Annotated in this window: 13 protein-coding genes and 1 tRNA gene; 8 read left to right on the top strand and 6 right to left on the bottom strand. The window is 69.5% G+C overall.

The window, feature by feature from the left end; genetic code table 11:
- Window positions 1-2: 2 nt before the first annotated feature.
- Complete coding sequence (gene leuC, locus RAC81_RS01950; RefSeq protein ID WP_375080761.1) at window positions 3-1,454, bottom strand: 3-isopropylmalate dehydratase large subunit; 1,452 nt, start codon at window positions 1,452-1,454, stop codon at window positions 3-5.
- Between the two features lie 187 nt (window positions 1,455-1,641).
- Here leuC and RAC81_RS01945 point away from each other — a divergent pair, with 187 nt between their 5' ends.
- Together RAC81_RS01945 and RAC81_RS01940 are read left to right on the top strand one after the other, a co-directional pair.
- Window positions 1,642-2,937 carry an O-acetylhomoserine aminocarboxypropyltransferase/cysteine synthase family protein gene (locus tag RAC81_RS01945; RefSeq protein WP_375080760.1) on the top strand — a complete coding sequence of 432 codons (1,296 nt, stop codon included), beginning with the start codon at window positions 1,642-1,644 and terminating at the stop codon, window positions 2,935-2,937.
- Window positions 2,934-4,247, top strand: coding sequence for an LLM class flavin-dependent oxidoreductase (locus RAC81_RS01940; protein ID WP_375080759.1), 1,314 nt, complete (start codon window positions 2,934-2,936; stop codon window positions 4,245-4,247). Before RAC81_RS01945 ends, RAC81_RS01940 begins: the two co-directional genes overlap by 4 nt.
- A gap of 17 nt (window positions 4,248-4,264) precedes the next feature.
- Here the strand turns inward: RAC81_RS01940 and RAC81_RS01935 are convergent, their stop codons facing one another.
- The gene (locus tag RAC81_RS01935; protein WP_375080758.1) at window positions 4,265-4,762 is read right to left on the bottom strand and encodes a DUF427 domain-containing protein; all 498 of its coding nucleotides are present in this window, start codon (window positions 4,760-4,762) and stop codon (window positions 4,265-4,267) included.
- Between the two features lie 36 nt (window positions 4,763-4,798).
- Between RAC81_RS01935 and RAC81_RS01930 the strand changes: the two genes are divergently transcribed.
- The gene (locus RAC81_RS01930; RefSeq protein ID WP_375080757.1) at window positions 4,799-5,392 is read left to right on the top strand and encodes an LON peptidase substrate-binding domain-containing protein; all 594 of its coding nucleotides are present in this window, start codon (window positions 4,799-4,801) and stop codon (window positions 5,390-5,392) included.
- A 5-nt stretch (window positions 5,393-5,397) separates the two neighbouring features.
- Here the strand turns inward: RAC81_RS01930 and RAC81_RS01925 are convergent, their stop codons facing one another.
- On the bottom strand, window positions 5,398-6,402 hold the full coding sequence (locus RAC81_RS01925) for a TerC/Alx family metal homeostasis membrane protein (RefSeq protein WP_375080985.1): 1,005 nt from the start codon (window positions 6,400-6,402) through the stop codon (window positions 5,398-5,400).
- A 219-nt stretch (window positions 6,403-6,621) separates the two neighbouring features.
- Here RAC81_RS01925 and RAC81_RS01920 point away from each other — a divergent pair, with 219 nt between their 5' ends.
- The 3 genes from RAC81_RS01920 to RAC81_RS01910 all read left to right on the top strand — a co-directional run bounded on the left by RAC81_RS01920 (window position 6,622) and on the right by RAC81_RS01910 (window position 9,764).
- Window positions 6,622-7,203, top strand: a complete 582-nt coding sequence (locus tag RAC81_RS01920) for an RNA polymerase sigma factor (protein ID WP_375080756.1) — start codon at window positions 6,622-6,624, stop codon at window positions 7,201-7,203.
- On the top strand, window positions 7,200-8,309 hold the full coding sequence (locus RAC81_RS01915) for a DUF4349 domain-containing protein (protein WP_375080755.1): 1,110 nt from the start codon (window positions 7,200-7,202) through the stop codon (window positions 8,307-8,309). The genes RAC81_RS01920 and RAC81_RS01915 overlap by 4 nt, the downstream gene beginning before the upstream one ends.
- 123 nt (window positions 8,310-8,432) lie before the next feature.
- Window positions 8,433-9,764, top strand: coding sequence for an acyltransferase (locus RAC81_RS01910; protein WP_375080754.1), 1,332 nt, complete (start codon window positions 8,433-8,435; stop codon window positions 9,762-9,764).
- A gap of 88 nt (window positions 9,765-9,852) precedes the next feature.
- Here the strand turns inward: RAC81_RS01910 and RAC81_RS01905 are convergent.
- Window positions 9,853-9,925, bottom strand: a tRNA-Glu gene (locus RAC81_RS01905).
- A gap of 152 nt (window positions 9,926-10,077) precedes the next feature.
- Here RAC81_RS01905 and RAC81_RS01900 point away from each other — a divergent pair.
- Both RAC81_RS01900 and RAC81_RS01895 read left to right on the top strand, forming a co-directional pair.
- Entirely contained in the window at window positions 10,078-10,716 is a 639-nt protein-coding gene (locus RAC81_RS01900) for an MBL fold metallo-hydrolase (RefSeq protein ID WP_375080753.1), read from the top strand.
- A gap of 2 nt (window positions 10,717-10,718) precedes the next feature.
- Window positions 10,719-11,603, top strand: coding sequence for an aminoglycoside phosphotransferase family protein (locus tag RAC81_RS01895; RefSeq protein WP_375080752.1), 885 nt, complete (start codon window positions 10,719-10,721; stop codon window positions 11,601-11,603).
- Window positions 11,604-11,607: 4 nt separating this feature from the next.
- Here the strand turns inward: RAC81_RS01895 and pepN are convergent, their stop codons facing one another.
- The gene (pepN, locus tag RAC81_RS01890; RefSeq protein ID WP_375080751.1) at window positions 11,608-14,085 is read right to left on the bottom strand and encodes an aminopeptidase N; all 2,478 of its coding nucleotides are present in this window, start codon (window positions 14,083-14,085) and stop codon (window positions 11,608-11,610) included.
- A gap of 59 nt (window positions 14,086-14,144) precedes the next feature.
- Window positions 14,145-15,104 (bottom strand): DNA topoisomerase IB, encoded by a 960-nt coding sequence (locus RAC81_RS01885; protein ID WP_375080750.1) that lies wholly within the window; start codon window positions 15,102-15,104, stop codon window positions 14,145-14,147.
- Window positions 15,105-15,146 lie beyond the last annotated feature (42 nt).

The raw sequence follows: 15,146 nt of genomic DNA, 5'->3' as shown, positions 1-15,146 counted from the left end.
GGTCAGACCTCCACCGTCTCGCTCAGGTCGCTCGGACTCGACAGCGTGCCGCGGATCGCGGTCGCCGCGGCCACGAGGGGCGACACGAGGTGCGTGCGGCCGCCCTTGCCCTGGCGGCCCTCGAAATTGCGGTTCGATGTGGAGGCGCAGCGCTCGCCCGGTGCCAGCTGATCCGGGTTCATGCCGAGGCACATCGAGCAGCCGGCGAACCGCCACTCCGCCCCGAAGTCCTTGATCACCTGGTCGAGCCCCTCGGCCTCGGCCTCCAGGCGCACGCGGGCCGATCCGGGGACGACCATGACGCGGACGCCGTCGGCCTTCTTCTTGCCCTTGATGATCGACGCGAAGGCCCGCAGGTCCTCGATGCGGCTGTTGGTGCACGAGCCCATGAAAACGGCGTCGACCGGCACCTCCTTGAGCGGCGTGCCGGGCGTCAGATCCATGTACTCCAGCGCGCGCTCGGCGGCGGCTCGCTCGTTCGGGTCGGCGATCTCCGACGGGTCCGGTACGGATGCCGACAGCGAGCTGCCCTGGCCGGGGTTGGTACCCCAGGTGACGAACGGCTCGAGCTCGTCGGCGTCGATGAAGACCTCGGCGTCGAACGCGGCGCCCTCGTCGGTGGGGAGCGTGCGCCAGTAGGCGACCGCATCCTCCCAGTCCTGTCCCTTCGGCGCGTGCGGACGCCCCTCCAGGTACGCGAACGTCGTCTCGTCCGGCGCGACCATGCCCGCACGGGCACCGGCTTCGATCGACATGTTGCAGATCGTCATGCGCCCCTCCATCGAGAGGGCGCGGATCGCGCTGCCGCGGTATTCGAGCACGTAGCCCTGGCCGCCGCCGGTACCGATCTTCGCGATGACCGCGAGGATGATGTCCTTCGCCGTGACCCCGGGGCGCAGCGTGCCCTCGACGGTGATCGCCATGGTCTTGAAGGGCTTGAGCGGCAGGGTCTGCGTGGCCATCACGTGCTCGACCTCGCTGGTGCCGATGCCGAATGCCATGGCGCCGAAGGCACCGTGGGTCGAGGTGTGCGAGTCACCGCAGACTACCGTGATGCCGGGCATCGTCAGGCCGAGCTGCGGGCCGACCACGTGCACGATGCCCTGCTCGGCGTCACCGAGGGAGTGCAGACGCACGCCGAACTCCGCGGCGTTGCGACGCAGGGTCTCGATCTGGGTGCGGCTCGTGAGATCGGCGATCGGCTTGTCGATCTCCCAGGTGGGGGTGTTGTGGTCCTCCGTGGCGATCGTGAGATCGAGACGACGGAGCGGACGCCCCTCCGCACGCAGACCGTCGAAGGCCTGCGGGCTCGTCACCTCGTGGACGAGGTGCAGGTCGATGTAGATGAGGTCGGGCTCGCCGTTCTCGCCCTTGACGACCAGATGGTCGTCCCAGACCTTCTCGGCCAGTGTCCTGCGGCGTGCGGGAGCGGACTCCGATGCGGGGGTGTTCAATGCGGTTCTCCTGAAGCTGGCGGTTCGGCCCACGATGGACTCCGCGACGAGGAGGGGCTCAGAACGAGGTCTCGTCGCGGCCGCTAAGAAGGAGCACGATCCGCATGACGTCAGGTTACCACCGCTTCCGCGCGGCGAGTCACGCCGTGACACAGTACTGTGACCCGCACCATCGAGAGGCACCCGCATGACCGACGACTCCCTCGGCTTCGCCACCAAGGCCGTCCACGCCGCCCGGAATCAGCAGCCCGCGGCGTCGCGCGCGACCCCGATCTACCTCACGGCGGGCTTCGAGTTCGACGACTTCGATCACGCGGCCAACCACTTCGGCACGGGCGACGGCTTCGGGTACACCCGCACCGGCAATCCGACGGTTCGCGCGGTCGAGCGGCAGCTGGCCGCCCTCGAGGCCGGAGCGGACGCGGTCCTGGTGGCGAGCGGTCAGGCCGCCGTCGCCACCGCGCTGCTCACGGTGGCAGGAGCCGGAGACCACATCGTCTCGTCCACGCACATCTACGAGGGGACGCGCGGCCTCTTCCTCGACAACCTCACCCGGCTCGGGATCGAGACGACCTTCGTCGACGACATCAACGATCCCGACGCATGGCGAGAGGCCATCCGGCCCAACACGCGCGCCCTGTTCGCGGAGTCGATCGCGAACGCGCGGAACGACCTGCTCGACATCGCGGCCGTCAGCGCCGTCGGCGACGAGTCGGCGATCCCGCTCATCGTCGACAACACGCTCGCCACCCCGTATCTCATCCGCCCGATCGAGCACGGAGCAGCGATCGTCGTCCACTCCGCCTCGAAGTTCCTCGCCGGGCACGGGTCGGTGCTGGGCGGCGTGCTGGTCGACGACGGGCGCTTCGACGCCGCGAAGGCCGGACACAACGCCCCCCACCTCGTGCTCCCCGGTCGCGGCGGTCTCGCGAGCGTGGCGGCACGACACGGCGGCAACGCGCGACTCGCGTACGCCCGCGAGTCGGTCGCTCCGCGCTTCGGCGCCTCTCCCTCCCCGCTCAACGCCTTCCTGATCGGACAGGGCGCCGAGACTCTGGGACTCCGCGTCGAACGACAGTCGCGCAACGCGCTGGACGTCGCCCGCTGGTTGGCGGCGCAGGAGGCGGTCGAGAGCGTCGACTACCTGGGTCTCGAGAGCCACCCGCACCACCGCCTCGCGGCGACGTACCTGACCGGCGGCTACGGCTCGATCTTCACCTTCACGCTGCGCGGCGGTCTCGAGGCCGCGCGCGCCTTCGTCGAGGACGTCCGCGTGTTCACGCACATGACGCACATCGGCGACGTGCGCTCTCTCGTGCTGCACCCCGGCACCACGAGCCACGCATCGCGCACGGACGAGGAGCGTGAGGTGCTCGGCGTACGCCCCGGCACCCTTCGTCTGTCGATCGGCATCGAAGACGTCGCCGACCTGATCGCCGACCTCACCCGCGTCCTCGCCCCCGCCCGCGAGGCCGTGGCATGAGCAGGCCCCAGCATTTCGGGTGGTTCCTCGCCCGCGGTTTCGGACCGCAGGGATGGGGCTACCCGTCGCTCGACTGGGACTACGACTGGACGCGCCCCGAGATCTACCAGGAGGCGGCCCGCACGCTGGAGCAGGCAGGCTTCGACCTCGTCATCATCGAGGACGCACCCTCGATGGGTTCGCCGGAGACCATCGACCTCCGGGTCCGGCACGCGTTCGGCGGCCCCAAGCACGACCCGCTGCTGCTCGCGCCGTACCTCTTCCAGGCGACGCGTCACCTCGGCGTGGTGCCGACCGTCAACCCCGCGGCCTACCTGCCGTACACGGCTGCGCGCCAGTTCGCGACGCTGCAGCACCTGAGCGGACACCGTCTCGGCCTCAACGTCGTCACCGACACCGGCAGCGCCAGGCACTTCTCGGATGCCGCACAGCTCGGCCATGACGAGGCGTACGACCGTGCGGAGGAGTGGCTCGACGGCATCCGTTCCCTCTGGCGCAGCTGGGAGGACGGTGCGCTCGTCGCCGATCGATCGACCGACGTGTACGCCGATGGAACCCGGCTCTCCGCGACGCAGCACCGGGGCGAGTACTACTCCTTCGACGGTCCGCTGAACGCGATCCCCTTCACCGACGGCGAACCGGCGATCGTCTCCCCCGGCGGCTCCGGGCGCGGCCTCGGCTTCGCTGGTGCGAACTCCGACGTGCAGCTCGCACTCGCCCCGTTGAACGAGGCGTCGGTCAGGGCCTACCGAGCGAAGATCCACGACGCCGCCGCCGCGGCGGGGCGCACGCCCGACGACATCAGGATCCTCTTCGCGATCCAGCCGGTGATCACCGCCTCCGCGGAGGAGGCGGACCGCATCGTCGCCGCCTCGGCACACCCCGACGACGCCGAACTCCTGCAGATCGCGCGCAAGCAGTCCAGCGACCTGGAGACCGATCTGACGACGCTCGATCTCGACCGCCCGCTGGATCTGTCGATCTTCGGGCCGCACGTCTCGCGAGGCAGCATCCAGCGACTGGTGGGCGACCGCGGTGACGACGCGCCGCTCCGCGCTCACCTCACGGCCCTCGCCAGAGCCGGCCGCATCACAGACCGCACGGGCTTCGTGGGCACGGCGGAGGAGTTCGCCGACCTCGTGGAAGAACTCGGCGAGTGGGGGAACGACGGCGTGCTGCTGTGGGGCGACTTCCACCCGGTCACGCTGCACCGCACGCTCGACGAGCTCGTTCCGGTGCTGCGCCGACGCGGCATCCTCCGCCGGGAGTACGTCGACGGCGGGCTGCAGGCGAACCTGCGCGCTTTCTGAACGGGGCTGACCTCCGGCTACCAGCCCATCGAACCGGGGATGCCCTTGAAGGGTCCGGTGACGGTCGACGTCACCCACCCGCCGTAGAAGCCACCCGGCTGCGGCGTGACGACCTCGTCTCCGACCGTGCAGGCGTCCATCGGCCCGGCGTACACCGCGACCCTGTCGGCGAGCACGCCGTAGCCGGGCGACGGGTGCGGGTAGTTCCAGGCCGCGCCGGGGGCGACCTCTCCGCCCCCACGCACATCGAGATAACGGGCCGCCCCCTTGAACTCGCAGAACGACGAACCAGGAGCGTCGACGAGCGCGCCGTCGACGAAGTCCTCGATCGGGAGGTAGTACACGGGCGGGTGGCTGGTCTCGAGAACGCGCACGGCATCCGTCGTCTCCGCGATCACCTCGCCGCCCAGCCTGATCGTGACGCGCTCCGGCACCGGCTCGACCCGCGGGGGCCGGGGATAGTCCCAGACGGATTCCTGTCCGGGGCCGGGAGTGTCGGGACGAGGTCTGCGCATCTGTTCACTGTACGTCGCGCAGTGTTGACTGGGGTCATGACTGCGATACCGATGTTCCCGCTCGGCTCGGTGCTGTTCCCCTACACCCCGCTCCCCTTGCGCGTGTTCGAACCGCGCTATCTCACGATGATCGGTCAGCTGCTCGACGACGACGACCCGCAGTTCGGCGTCGTGCTCATCGAACGCGGTCACGAGGTCGGAGGCGGCGATCGACGCAGCGGCATCGGCACCCTGGCCCGTCTGGTGAGCGTGACGGCGGGCGCGGAGGTGCTGCGCACGGTCGCCGTCGGCACCCAGCGCTTCACGGTCGAGCGTTGGCTGGACGACGACCCCTATCCGCGCGCGGAGGTGTCGCTGCTCCCCCATCTCGCCTGGAACGAGGCGCTCACCCCGCTGCGCACGGAGGCGGAGGCGATCGTGCGGCGGGTGCTCTCGCGCGTCGACGGGCGGTGGGATCCCGACACCGAGATCTCCGACGACCCCCTCGCCGCCTCCTGGCAGCTCGCCGCGATCGCCCCGCTCGGCGAGTACGACCAGTTCACGCTGCTGCAGTCGACCAGCGTCGGGGCACTGCTCCGTCAGGTGATCGACCTCACGCTCGAGGCCGAGCAGCTCTGGTCAGCGGGGTGAGGCGCTCACTCCACCGGTGCGCTCCGGGTGACCGCGCGCTTCTCCCGTGACGAGGCGATGAGACTCGCGATCGTGGCGACGGCCATCGACACGACGATCACGCCGAGGGACACGAGGTTGTCGATGTCGGGCACCCATTCGACGTGCTGGCCGCCGTTGATGAACGGCAGCTCGTTCTCGTGCAGAGCGTGCAGGATGAGCTTGACGCCGATGAACCCGAGGATCACCGCGATGCCGTAGTGCAGGTACCGCAGGCGGTCGAGGAGATCGCCGAGCAGGAAGTAGAGCTGTCGGAGACCCATGAGCGCGAAGATGTTGGCGGCGAACACGAGGAAGCCGTTGGTCGTGATCTCGAAGATCGCGGGGATCGAGTCGATCGCGAAGATGAGGTCGGTCACGCCGATCGTGATGAAGACGATGACCATCGGGGTCCACATGCGCTTGCCGTCGACCGTGGTGCGGATCTTCGACCCGTCGTAGGTCTCGCTGATGTCGATGCGGCGACGCAGCAGCCGCACGATGAAGTTCTCGCGCTTGACGTCGTCGTCGTGCTCCCCCTCGGGCATCGCCTGCTTGATGGCGGTGTAGATCAGGAAGGCGCCGAAGATGTAGAAGATCGGCGAGAAGTGTTCGATGATCGTGACGCCCACGAGGATGAAGGCGCCACGCAGCACGAGCGCGATGATGATGCCCACCATCAGCACCTGCTGCTGCAGTCGCCTCGGAACCGCGAACTGCGCCATGATCAGCACGAAGACGAAGAGGTTGTCGACCGAGAGGCTGTATTCCAGCGCCCAGCCCGTGATGAAATCGCCGGCGTTGCGCCAACCGGCGACGTTGCCGAGGACCACCGCGAAGAGCAGAGCGAGCCCGACGTAGAAGACCACCCAAAGGGTCGACTCCTTGGTGGACGGGATGTGCGGACGCAGCCGGATGAGCAGCAGATCGCCGATGAGGATGAGGCTCAGCACCACCATCGAGGTGATCACGAACCAGAGAGGGATGTCCACAGTCACGGGGACCTTTCGGAAGGCATGGAAAGAACCGAAAGTCTCTCCCCCGCACATTGGTGCGTCGCGCGCCCGGAGCAGCTTCGCCGATGCTCGTGATGACGTTACGCGCGGATCCGGGATACTCCCTCTCGCAGAAGACCATGCTAGACCCCGGCAAGGCACGGAACGTCCGTGCGCCGATTCTGAGACGATGAGGCGTCCGCCGACACTTTCCGGGTGAGAGACACCGAACGGAAGCAGGATGCCGTGCACACGAGTGATCAGAGATGGGTGGCGCAGGCCGCAGCGGGCGACGAACGCGCCTTCCGCGAGCTGTACCGCTCGTACGTGAAACCGGTCTACTGGATCGCCCACGGCATCGTCGGCTCGGCACCCGACGCCGAGGACGTGACGCAGGAGACATTCGTGACCGCGTGGCGCAAGCTGCCAGGACTCGAGCTTCGGGGTGATTCCGTGCTGCCGTGGCTCGCGACGATCTGCCGGTTCCAGGCGGCCAACCGCCTGCGCCGGCGTCGTCGCGACCAGGCTCACACCGCGGATGGCGTCGACGAGACGCTGCCCGCGACCGTGAGCGTCGAGGAGCAGGTGATCACGGCCGCCCTTGCCGACCGGATCGCGGAGGAGGTCGGGACGCTCAGCGAGCTCGACCGGGAGATCTTCCGGCTCTGCGCCGCCGAGGGCTATGCGTACCAGGACGCCGCCGAACAGCTCGGGGTCAGCCATGCGGTCGTTCGGAACCGTCTCTCGCGAGTGCGCACCCAGTTGCGGGGTGCCGTCAAGGAAGCGAGCGACGCATGAACGACAAGACCCCCGATCTGCCTGAACTCTCCGACGAGGCCGTCGCCCGCATCGAGGGCGCCGTGTTCGACGAGATCGCCGCGGAGCGACCCCGCCCTGCGCCGACCGCCGACCGCTCGCGCGTCCGCCGCCGCCGCTGGCTGACCGGGGCCGGCATCGCCGCAGCCTTCGTCGTCGGCGTGCTCGTGACGCCGCCCATCCTCGACAGCGTGGGCGGGAGCGCGACGAGCACGGCCGAGAGCGGCGAGATGCTCACGGGCGGCTCGGCTCAGGACTCGGGGGCCGTCTCGCCCGATCGGAGCGCTCCGCAGAGTGTCTCGGAAGCCGCGCCCGGCGCAGACGCCTCCGCGAGCGCTCCAGGCGCCGTGGACGGAGCGGACCGCGAGATCGTGGCGACCGGATACGTCACGCTCGAGGTGAAGGACATCCCGACGGCGGCCGACGAGATCAGTGCGCTCGCGGAGTCCCGGGGCGGCTACGTCGAGAGCACCGAGGTCGGCAGGAGTTCCGCGATCGACGACACCTCGATGCCCGCGCCGCCGGCTTCCGGTTACGGCTGGATCAGCATCCGCGTTCCGTCCGCCGACCTGACCGCGGTGATCGACGAGCTCGGCGACTCCGGCGAGGTCGTCTCGTCGTCGATCTCGAAGCAGGACGTCACGTCGACCGCGATCGATCTGCGTGCCCGCGTCGACGCCACGAAGGCGTCGGTGCAGCGGCTCACGGAGCTCATGGCGCAGTCGGGCACCGTCTCGGAGCTCATCGAAGCCGAGGTCGCCCTCACCGACCGCCAGGCGCAGCTCGAATCGTACGAGCAGCAGCTCGCGGCCCTCGACGATCAGGTCGCGATGTCGAGCGTGCAGGTGCAGCTGACGAAGGCGAGCGCGCCGACCGTCGCCGACCCCGCCGGGTTCGGCGACGGCGTCCTCGCGGGATGGAACGGTCTCGTGGTCTCGCTCAACGCTCTGGTGATCGCTGTCGGATTCCTTCTCCCGTGGCTCGCGGTCGCCGCGGTGATCGTGCTGGTCGTCTGGCTCGTCCGTCGGCAGCGCCGCCGGCAGCGCCTCGCGCGAGCTGATGCCGCGCCTGCGCCGGGTGAGGACTGACGCGCAGACGCTACCGGCCCGCAAGGAGGGCCGCCCGTGCAGGGCGACCCTCCTTCGCTGAACCCGGGATGCCTGGACGGCGGCGAGCGGATCGTGACTGCGCGCGCCGCTAGAGTCGTCGGCATGAGCAGCGCCGCCACCGACACGACCGCCCGCTCGATACCGGTCGGACGCGATCTCACTCTCGACCTCGCCCGTGTCGTCTGCGTCGTGCTGGTCGTGTTCGTGCACATCCTCTTCACGGGGGTGGGGCGCGCACCCGACGGCTCGCTCCTGATCGAGCGGACCGTGGAGGCGCAGCCGTGGTTCAGCGCGGCGACCTGGGTCGCGAACATCATGCCGCTCTTCTTCGTCGTCGGCGGCTATGCGGCACGCGCCGGGTGGCGCTCCGCGCAGCGCCGCGGGGAGAGCGCAGACTCGTTCGTTCGCGTGCGCCTGGCCCGCCTCGCTCGCCCTGCCGTGCCCCTGTTCGTCTTCTTCACGGTTGCGCTGGGCGCCGTGCGCCTGCTGGCCATCGACCCAGCGCTCGTCGATGTCGTCGCGGTCGGCGTCGGCTCGCCGCTGTGGTTCCTCGCCGCCTACCTGATCGTGCAGGCGGCCGCACCGACGATGATGCGCCTGCACGAGAAGCACGGCGCGCGCGTGCTGCTCGTGCTGCTCGGCCTCGCTCTCCTCGTCGACGGGTTCCGCTACATCGTGGTCGGCGGTCTGCTCGGCATCCAGCCCGTGCCTCCCGAGGGTTACGGCGCAGGGCAGGAGCTCTTCGGAGTGCCGAACATCGTGTTCGTGTGGCTGTTCGCGCAGCAGGTCGGCTTCTTCCTCTTCGACGGATGGTTCTCGCGTCGGCCGTGGTTGCAGCTCGTGCTCATCATGACAGCCGGGTACCTGGCGCTCTGGGGCCTCGTCTCGCTCGACGGGTACTCGTGGAGCATGCTCGGCAACCAGTGGCCGCCCACCACGCCGATGGCTGTCCTCGCGGTGATCCAGGCGGCGGGTCTCACGCTGCTGCACAGGCCCCTCACCGCGTTGATGGAGACCCGGGCCGCGCAGGGCGTGGTGTTCGTCGTGGGCTCGCGCCTGATGACCATCTACCTCTGGCACCTGCCGGTCATCATGGTCCTGATCGGGATCGAGCTGCTGCTGCCCGTGCCGATGCCTGCGCCGGGCAGCGCGGTCTGGTGGTGGACGCGACCGCTCTTCCTGCTGGTCGTCCTGGCCGTCGTCTGGGCGGCATCGCTGTGGCTCGTGCGGTTCGAGGCGGCGCCGCGAGCCGGCATCCCCCGGTTCCCCGGGATGCGGATCTGCGTGCTCGCCGTCGTGATCTTCATCGCCCCGATCATCGCGATCACGACGTACGGGCTGGACTTCCCGCTCGCCGCGCTCTCGCTGGCGTGCACGGTCGTCGCGCTCTGGCTCACGGGCTCGACGCGAGCGGCCGGACGGCCGAACACCTAGCTCCCGCTCGGAGTCGGCGTTCCTCGGGTCGCTCGGCGTCCGGAAACGACGAAAGCCCTCGGAGAACCGAGGGCTTTCGCGTGTTGTGTGACCCCAGCGGGATTCGAACCCGCGTTACCGCCGTGAGAGGGCGGCGTACTAGGCCGCTATACGATGGGGCCGTCTTGCGGATCGTTTCCGTCCCGCGACAACCGTTCAAGTATGCCACGGCGATTCTCACTGCGCCAAATCGAGGCCGGAGGGATCGGGATCCCGGGCGTGGCGTGCTGTCAAGCCGTTTGCGAGACCGATCGGAACGGAGTTGACTCAACTCATGCGCGTCACGAAATTCGAACATGCCGCTCTCCGCATCGACAAGGGAACCGACGTCCTGCTGATCGACCCCGGTTCCTTCACCAGTCCGCTCGACGACCTCAGCGGCCTCGTGGCGGTCGTCCTCACGCATGAACACCCCGACCACTGGACGCCCGAACACCTCGACCGCATCCTGCGCGCGGCACCCGGTACACCGATCTTCGGACCTGCCGGTGTCGCGAAGGCGGCCGGGGGATACGACATCACGATCGTCGCACCGGGCGACACCGTGACAGCGGGATCGTTCGAGCTGCGATTCTTCGGAGGGACGCACGAGGTCATCCACTCGTCTCTGCCGGTGCCCGAGAACGTGGGCGTGCTCGTCGACGGTGAGTTCTACTACCCCGGCGACTCGTATGCCGTCCCGGAGGGCGTCGAGGTGGGAACGCTCGCGGCCCCGCTCGGGGCACCGTGGCTGAAGATCGGCGAGGCGATGGACTACGTGCTCGCCGTCAAGCCGCGCCGCGCATTCGGCACGCACGACATGACGCTGTCGGTCGCAGGCAAGACGATGCACCGTCAGCGTCTGCAGTGGGCGACAGAGCAGAACGGCGGCGAGTTCTTCGCGCTCGAGCCGAACGACTCGCTCGACCTCTGACGGTGGCGGACTCCCCCGCCGCCGAACTGGCACTCGACGAAGGCCGCATCCGCGCGCTTCTGCGCGGCCAGGAGGACTCAGCTCGGCTCGTGGACCTTCCGCTGAGGAAGGTCGCAGAGGGCTGGGACAACGCGATCTGGCGACTCGGCGACGAGCTCGCCGTGCGTCTGCCGCGGCGCGCACTCGCTTCCTCGCTGATCCGCCACGAACAGCGCGCGCTCCCGGTGCTGGGCCCGCGTCTGGCCGAGCTCGGCATCCGCACGCCGGTCCCGCTGATCGTCGGCGCCCCGACCGAAGCGTTCCCCTGGCCGTGGTCGGTGGTGCCCTGGATCGACGGCACTCCGGCTCTCGGGCTGGGGATGCGCGCCAACACTCCGTGGGCACCGGACCTGGCCCGAGCCCTCGGCGCCCTGCATCGGCCCGCACCCGCCGACGCGCCACAGAACCCGGTGCGCGGCGTGCCGCTCGCGGTGCGAGACCAGGCGATGCGGACGCGGCTCGCGCGGCTGGACGAGACGGAGCCGATGCAGTCGGCATGGGATGCCGGAGTCGCCGCCCCTCCGGCATCCGAGACGGTCTGGATCCACGGGGATCTGCACCCCGGAAACATCCTCATCGCGACCGGATCACTGGCCGCGATCATCGACTTCGGCGACGTCACATCCGGCGACCCCGCCTACGACCTCGCGGCGAGCTGGCTCCTCTTCGATCCCGAGGGCCGTTCGGCGTTCGTCACCGCTGCGGCGGGGCGATACGACGACGACACGTGGGTGCGCGCTCGCGCGTGGGCGGCGTACCTGACGGCGGTGTTCCTCACCGAGAGCGACGACCGCCCCGAGCTGCGCGCTCTCGGCGATCGCGCGGCGGGCGAACTCGCGTCCCCCTGAACGCCTACTGAGCCGCTCGCACGCGGAGGTCGCGCGCGAGGTGATCCCGCTGCTCCACGACGATCCGCCGCAGCGCTGCAGGGGCGTCGGCATTCCCCTCGAGCCACGCGTCCACGGGGTCCAGCGACTCCGTCGCCGGGAACATCCCGACGACGAGGCGCTGTGCCAGCTCGATGCTCCTGGTGCGCCACACGCCGGCGATCCGTGCGAAGTACTCGTCATCGAAGCCGGCGATGAGGTCGCGTCGACCGCCGGCACGGAACCCGGCGATCTCCGCATCCAGGTGATCGTTGCTCAGCGATTCGTCGTCCCACGCCGTCCGCCATGCTTCGGCACGGACCGACGCCTCCGGGCGCGCTGCCCTGGCCCGATGGGCCGCCGTTCGGCCGCTGCCGGTGTCATCGGTCTCTGCCTCACGATCGATGTCGGCGAGGTCGGCGTGCCCCGTCGTGACGAGGCCGGTGAGCAGCTGCCAGCGCAGGTCCGGGTCGACGGAGAGGCCCTCGGGCGCTCCGCCGTCGAGGATCCCTCGCACCTCGACGTGCCGGGCGTCGTCGAAGGCGGATGCCGCGGCGAGGGCGCGCGCCCAGGAGAGCTGCGCGTCGCTGCCGGGCTCGGCGTGCTGCAAGGCACTCCACGTCGCCTCCACCCACAGCCGCTGCTCGTCGCCGCGACGATCGTCGGCGACGAAGTGACGGATGGCGAAGGCCGCGTTGGCGAGCACGCCCACGAGGAGGCCGATGTTCGCCTCGGCCGGAGCGTGGGCCCGGACGATCGCGGTGTACCGCGAGGCGGCCAGCTCGCCGTCGCGCGTGGCGTTCCACAGCGACGACCACACGAGAGCACGGGCAAGCGGGTCCTCGATCGTCGACAAGGATTCCTCGACCGTGGCGAGCGAGCGCTCGTCGAGACGCACCTTCGCGTAGGTCAGGTCGTCGTCGTTCACGAGGACGAGGTCGGCCTCCGCGATCTCGACCTCGGTGCGCTCATCGGAGATGTCGAGGGAGATCTGGTCCCGTCGCACGATGCGATCGTCGACGCGGTCGTACAGACCGATCCGCAGGCGGTGCGGCCGTGGATCCTGCTGCACGAGCACCGTGGCGTCGGCCGTGCGTTCGAGCCAGAGCGTCGAGAGGCCGGTGGTCTGCAGCCACGCGCTGGACCACTCCGTCATGTCGCGGCCGGAGACGGCGCTCAACTGCACGAGGAAGTCGTCGAGGGTGGTGTTGCCGTAGGCGTTGGCCGAGAAATAGCGGCGCGCGCCCTCGAAGAACGCCTCGTCGCCGACGAAGGCGACGAGCTGCTTGAGCACCGCGGCGCCTTTCGCGTAGGTGATGCCGTCGAAGTTGAGCTTCGCCGCCTCGAGGTCGGTGATGTCGGCGACGATCGGATGCGTGGTGGGCAGCTGGTCCTGCTGATACGCCCACGCCTTGCGGCTCGCGGCGAACTTCACCCACGCGTCGTGGAAGCGGGTCGCCACCGCCGAGGCATGCGCTCCCATGTAATCGGCGAACGATTCCTTGAGCCACAGGTCGTCCCACCACTTCATGGTCACGAGGTCGCCGAACCACATGTGGGCCATCTCGTGCAGGATCGTGTTGGCCCTGGCGGCACGCTGAGCATCGGTCGCCGCTCCGCGCGACAGGTACGACTCCGTGAAGGTCACGAGACCGGGGTTCTCCATGGCGCCGAGGTTGTACTCGGGAACGAAGATCTGGTCGTATTTGCCCCACGGGTACGGGAAGGCGAAGGCATCCGTGAAGAAGTCCAGCCCCTGTCGCGTGATCTCGAGGATCTCGTCCGATTCGAGGTACTGCGCGAGCGACTGGCGGGCGAAGACGCCGAGTTCGATGCTCTGGTCGTCGCGCTGCCATGCGCCGTCGACCTTCGTGTACGGGCCGGCCGCGACCGAGGTGATGTAGCTCGAGATCGGCAGAGTGGGGGCGAACTCCACCCGCTGCACTCCGACGCCCACGTCGACGGAGGACGCCGACTGGTTCGACAGCACCTGCCACCCGGCCGGCGCATCGACGACGAACGTGTACGACGCCTTGAGGTCGGGCTGCTCGAAGCACGCCATCACGCGACGGGAATCGGCCGGTTCGTACTGCGTATACAGGTAGGTGAGCCCGTCGGCGGGGTCGTGGAACCGGTGCAGCCCCTCACCGGAACGGCTGTACGCGCCGGTGGCCTCGACGCGGACCACGTTGTCGGCGGCGAGATCGCGGAGCCGGATTCGAGCGCCGTCATAGACGACCTCACGCTCCTCGCCGTTGACGACGAGGCGATCGACGGAGAGCCCGATGAAGTCCAGCCAGGTCGACTCCTCCGTCGAGGAGAACTCGAGCGTCGTCGTGGTCGCGAAACCCGCGCGGGCCCGCTCGGGCGCGCCCGTCAGGTCGAGCTCGACGCGGATGCTGCGCGCGGTGATCGCGGCGGATCGCGCGGCGGTCTCCTCGCGGGTGAGGTTGGCTGTGTCCATGGCTCCATCCTGTCATCCGGCCTCGCCTCGGCCGACCCGGCCCGGGCGGCCGACTGCGATCACTTGCCGAGCAGTCGTCTGATCGCGGTCTCCGGGGACACGGAGAGGTCGAGGGTTCGACCGCGCGCGTAGAGGCGGAAGACCCTCGGGTCGATGTAGCTGTTGCGGGCGACGGTGATCGTGTTGCCCAGCGCGGATGCCGTGGCCTGCACGGCGAGCCGCTCCGCCTTGCGGCGCTCGTTCTTGCCCTCGAGCGGGCCGATCCGCGCGAGAGCGTCGGCCGCGAGGATCGTGCCGTGGAGGGTGCGGAAGTCCTTGGCCGTGAAGGCTGTACCGGCGACCTCCCTCAGGTAGTCGTTGATCTCCCCCGACGTCAAGCGCACGCGTCGACGACCCTTGCGATACGCCAGCAGGGTGGCCCGCGGAGCTCCGACCGCGAACTCCGACAGCGCCTCGGCGAGCGGCCCGTCCGTGATCTCGATCGACGCGAGCTGCTTGCTCTTGGCGGGGAACTCGAGGGCGACGGTGCTTCCGTCGATCCGCACGTCCCGTCGGCGGAGGGTGCTCAGACCCCGGCTCCCGTGCTTGACGAGGTAGCGCTCGGAGCCGATGCGCAGAGCTCCGTCGTCGAGCAGACGGAAGGCGACCGCGAGAGCGCGCTCCTTGGACAGCCCCGGTTCGCCGATCGCCCGGGTCACCCTCCGGCGGGCCGACGGCAGGGCAGCCGCCAGGCGGAGTGCTCTGGCGAACTTTCGCTGGTCTCGCCCGGCGCGCCACAGCGGGTGGTAGAGGTACTGACGCCGACCCGCGTCGTCGGTGCCGACGGCCTGGATGTGCGCGAGCGGATCGGCCGCGATCCAGACGTCGGTCCATCGCGGCGGGATCACGAGGTCCTGGATGCGCTCGCGGTCGGCCTCGGCGACCGGTTGGTCGCCGGCATCGAGGTACCGGAACCCCGACCCCGAACGAACGCGACGGATTCCCGGTTCCTCGCCCGGGACCACTCGCCTCAGCGCCATGCGCATCCTCCCCTGATCGGTCGTCTCGGCACGGTGTCGACG

Source organism: Microbacterium sp. CR_7, from assembly GCF_041954755.1.
In the GTDB taxonomy this organism is placed as follows: domain Bacteria; phylum Actinomycetota; class Actinomycetes; order Actinomycetales; family Microbacteriaceae; genus Microbacterium.
This window is presented reverse-complemented; position numbering and strand designations above follow the sequence as displayed.